Source organism: Boseongicola sp. (assembly GCF_057460485.1).
Genome location: NZ_JBVCWP010000293.1, coordinates 1 through 4,526 on the forward strand (window position 1 = coordinate 1; position 4,526 = coordinate 4,526).

General features: G+C 58.2%; 4 protein-coding genes. 3 read left to right on the forward strand and 1 reads right to left on the reverse strand.

Translation table 11 applies throughout. The features are described 5' to 3' along the window. Positions 1 to 392: 392 nt before the first annotated feature. Positions 393 to 608 (reverse strand): BBE domain-containing protein, encoded by a 216-nt coding sequence (locus AC221Y_RS20575; RefSeq protein ID WP_486708241.1) that lies wholly within the window; start codon positions 606 to 608, stop codon positions 393 to 395. 144 nt (positions 609 to 752) lie between these two features. Here AC221Y_RS20575 and AC221Y_RS20580 point away from each other — a divergent pair, with 144 nt between their 5' ends. The 3 genes from AC221Y_RS20580 (at position 753) to AC221Y_RS20590 (ending at position 4,178) form a co-directional block, all read left to right on the forward strand. After that, positions 753 to 1,448, forward strand: coding sequence for a gamma-glutamylcyclotransferase (locus tag AC221Y_RS20580; RefSeq protein WP_486708242.1), 696 nt, complete (start codon positions 753 to 755; stop codon positions 1,446 to 1,448). A gap of 160 nt (positions 1,449 to 1,608) precedes the next feature. After that, positions 1,609 to 2,739: a lipocalin-like domain-containing protein gene (locus AC221Y_RS20585; protein WP_486708243.1), complete on the forward strand. Its 1,131-nt coding sequence runs from the start codon at positions 1,609 to 1,611 to the stop codon at positions 2,737 to 2,739. Then, positions 2,736 to 4,178: a c-type cytochrome gene (locus AC221Y_RS20590; protein WP_486708244.1), complete on the forward strand. Its 1,443-nt coding sequence runs from the start codon at positions 2,736 to 2,738 to the stop codon at positions 4,176 to 4,178. Before AC221Y_RS20585 ends, AC221Y_RS20590 begins: the two co-directional genes overlap by 4 nt. Positions 4,179 to 4,526: the final 348 nt, after the last annotated feature.

The following is a 4,526-nucleotide window of genomic DNA, read 5'->3' on the forward strand; positions in this document are numbered from 1 at the left end:
AAAAAAATCGAGCCGCTTGATTACCTGACCCAAACGGTCGAAGGCTCACTTTGAGTATCGGTTTTGGTCACGTTTTCTTTGGAGCCCATTTGCGGTCAGCTTTGAGCTGGCTGTTGGCGAGCTGAATTCGCTTTCACATAATAACTGTCAGGGCGACTTTTTGTAGATTGCTCTGTTTTAATTATCGCGTCATCCGGTGGCATGAGCCGGTCACGCAAGACTTTAATTCTTTGGAAAGAGGACGTGTGAGCCATGGCCTCTTGTCGCCGCAGTCCCCAGAGAATTTGAACATTACGAAATCGGTCGAAAAGCGAGGGGGAGAGACACTCTGCCTCCAAGGTCACGGCAAGGCACCTTTGGAGGCAGGTTTATCAGGTCACTCGACCATTCTTTCACGGAGCGATGTTTTGGTTAATCCGAAAAAAGTTGTCGGGGTCGTAACGGCGCTTTAGCTCGACAAGGCGATCATAATTAACGCCGTAGTTATCGCGCACACGTCCGTTGTCATCATCGTCCATGACGTTGATATAGCCGCCGGGCTCGGAATATGGAGCTACAGCGTCCGATGGAAGGAGTTCGGCGAAGAGAGTGTCAGTAAAGAACGCCAAAGCATCAAGCCCGGCTTCCCGCTATAATTACCCACACTGCGGCCTCTCAAGGAGGCGCTGGCTTGGAGCCCCGCGCGAGCCCCAAAGTTTCGTTCAGTTTCTGGTTCGTCGACGCAAGCTCACGGCGAGAGATAAGGAAAATCAATGGAACACGGCACTAGAGTGTTATCGCTGACACCTGCGCATGTTGCGCGGGTTCATCGGGAAATTGAGGACCGCGGGCAGCCACCAGGTTTGCAGCCCCAGACAGACGAAGACTACGCGGACTGGGTGGGCCGCGTTCTGGCTTCGCACCCGGCACCGGATAAACCGACTGAGTTATTTGCATACGGTTCCTTGATCTGGAGGCCAGAGATCGAGCATCGCGGGGAGCAGGGCGGTATTCTGCGGGACTGGCGCCGTTCGTTCTGTCTCCGCCAATGGCGATTTTGCGGATCGCCGGAATATCCAGGGCTTATGATGTCGCTTGACCGCGGTGGCGAATGTCAGGGCGTCTTGTTTGAATTGCCTGACACGGACCTGGAGACACAGTTCAACCAGCTGTTCCGACGCGAGTTCACAGTTAAGCCGATCACAAACATTCCACGCTGGCTGACGGTAGAGACGGATTCGGGGCCAGTGTCGGCGCAGGTTTTCGTGATGAACAGCGGGTCGCCAAAATATGCCGGTGATCTTACACCTGAAGAGGTTGCCGATGTTCTGGCGCAAAGCTGCGGCCATCTGGGAACTGGCGCCGATTATCTCCTGAACACGGTTACTCAGCTTGAGGCGCGCGGTATGCATGATCAGGGTCTCTGGCGCTTGCAGGAACTGGTCGCCGAGCGGATAGGGGAGCCCTGACTCCGCCTCAGTCGCGAACCTGAGAACCGGTCCCATCCTCGCCACTCAAACATTTCGCAGCCTATTGGCTCGCCCGCCTCTTCACATTCGGGTCACAGAGACTAGTCTTCCCAGTAGGACAAGCTTCTGGAGGCGGCCTATTTCAAGAAACATCATTCTTTTGGCACTCGCACTCGTGCTCGCGGTCGCCGGTGCACTCTACTGGGCACTGCCGCCGTCCGAAGTGGAGAGAACTTCATCGAGCAATGCCGACGAAGCTAACTTGTTGTCAGCCCTCATGGAGGTGTCGAGTGACGGCTTCCAAGGGCCGTCGCCGAGTTGGAAGTTAGACCTCCCCAAGGACCATGGGCACCACACCAATTCCCGAACAGAAAGCTGGCATGTCGCGACCCATCTGAGGAATGAGGACGGCAAAGAACTGGGGTTTCAATTCTCCTTTCTCCGGCTTGGCATCATATCTGGCGACGCACCGCCGCCGACATCCATCTGGGACGTCCGCGAAATCAACCGAGGACACGTCGCCATTTTCAATACTTTCGTAGAGCATGCTTTTGGCGAGGAGCGTTTTGGGCGTGGCACGCGCGGCCTTGGAGGGTATGATCCAAGCGCCCAGGAGCTTCGCCTCGACAACTGGTTTCTCCGCTTCGACAGCGATGAGTCCGGGTCGTACATGACGCTCTACGCCACGGTGCTGGACAAGGCCGTCGTCGATCTCGTCATGCGGCCGGAAAAGCCAACCCTCGCCCTAACCCCTGACGATGCCGGCGCCCCCTTTGTGGGATATTCGATGACGCGGCTCGCGGTGGAAGGCACCATAGATCAGGGCCTGGGCGAAGAGACCGTCACCGGGTCGGCATGGTTTGATCACGTCTGGGGAGAGCTTCCGCTGCCCGGCATGCGCCCGGTGGCCTCGGATCGCCTGCAGCTTCAGCTAGGCGACGGGACCGACCTGTCGGTGATCCGCACACGACGTATCGATGGCGCAGGAGCACCCGTCGTGAGCGGCTTCGTCGTTTCGCCCGATGGAACGGCGTCGCTTCTGGACGAGAAGAGCCTGCAGATGACATCCTCCAGGACGTGGCGAGACCCGGTAACGGGTGCAGAATATCCGGTCGAATGGCGGCTTCTCGGCCCGAACCTCGACATTACAATAGTGCCCCTGGCTGACGCGCAGGCATTCGACACTGCGGTTCCGGTCTGGAGCGGGATGGTTCAGAGCAGTGGCCGTCGCGCGAACACGGTTGTGTCGGGTGTTGGGACGTTGCAACTGACGGGTTACTCAGCGCCATGACCCGGATGTCGACCCTTGTCAGCTTGATCGTGGTGGCCGTCCTGGCATTTGCGGGCGCCGTCTGGCTGGTCAGTTGGCGAGAGGCCCCGAACACGGCAATCGACGCGGACCAGTACCGCTCCCCGACTGGGCCGGTGCCCGCCGCGCCACAACGCGATGGAGCTCCTGATGCGGGCCGCCACGCGCTCCTGAACGCCCCCTATGTGAGTTGCGGCATTCCATATGGCGCGTATCGGCGGCTTAATCGGCAGACAGAACCGGACGCACTGGTTACCGGACGCGAAGGCCGAAATGCAGAATTGCCTTTTGCACTCACCTCCCATGTGAACGAAGACGGGGTCGAGATTGTCTCGAACAATTGCCTGACGTGCCATGCAGACCGGATCAACGGCGAGCTGATCCTGGGGCTTGGCAATGCGTTTGGGGACTTCACCCAGGACCCGAGCCGGCTGGTGCTGCAGGCTGGGAACTATGTGCAGGGAAAGGCAGAGACGAAGGCGTGGCAGCACTGGGCCGACCGCATCGACAGCATAGCCCCCTACGTTCAGACGAAGACCGTAGGCGTGAACCCTGCGCCGAACCTTACCTGGGCATTGATGGCGCATCTGGACCCAGAAACGCTCGCATGGTCTCAGATACCCCTGATCGACCCGCCCCCAGTGGACCCACTCCCGATCAGCGTGCCCCCATGGTGGGGTATGAGCAAGAAGAACGCGATGTTCTACACCACCGTCGGCAGAGGCGACCATGCGCGGTTCATGCTTCTCGCATCGATGCTGTGTATCGACGGGACAAAGGAAGTTGCCGAGATCGATTCCTATGCGGCGGATATTCGGGCCTACATCGTGTCACTCGAGGCCCCGGAGTTTCCGTTTGCGATTGACACGGGCCTCGCTGCAGAGGGCGAAGGCATCTTTGTTCGCGAATGCAGCGCCTGCCACGGCAGTTATGGCGAGGAGGAAACCTTTCCCAACAGGGTATATCCCGTCGACGAGGTCGGGACCGATGCCGCCTATGCCAGCGACGCGACAGATGGCTCAAGGGATAGGTTCTTCGACTGGGTGGCGCGCTCTCCCTATGGTGATATCCATAGCACCGCGCCGGCACCCGGCTATATTGCGCCCCCACTTGATGGGGTCTGGGCAACGGCTCCGTATCTGCACAACGGCTCCGTGCCGAGCATGGCCGCGCTGCTGTTTAGCGATCTAAGGCCCAAGTACTGGCGGCACCAAACCGATCCCCGTCGTTATGATCCGGACATCTTGGGGTGGGAGCATGAGGCGCTGAATTTGGGGCAGGGGGCGGAGAAAGACCCAGAGGCACGGCGCCAAATCTATGACACAACACTGAGAGGGTATGGAAACGCCGGTCATACCTACAGTGACGCGTTAAATGATCAGGCGCGCGCCGCTCTCCTTGAATATCTGAAGACGCTCTGAAGCCCCAAAGCATGGCTCTATTATGGCAAACGGCAGTGCCCGCGCCAGGGCCCGCAAAAAACGGCAAACACGGCAACCTTTGTCGATACTGGTAGCCATTCAAGGAAGAGTTATTCCGAAACTCAGCTCCGCATTGCAGGCGTTGCGAAGCGGTCTGTTTCCACTCAGTTAATTCCATTATCCCCGGTAATTCCCCGAAATAGGAGACATGTCATGCTGACGTCGCCCGGGGATGTGTTCGAATTTCAGGGAGATGTTCCGAGCTGTTAAGATTGGAGCCTGATATCCATCTATATTGCGTCTGGCGGGAATGAAGTTCTACCTGTTTGCCATTCCCTAACGCCCCAA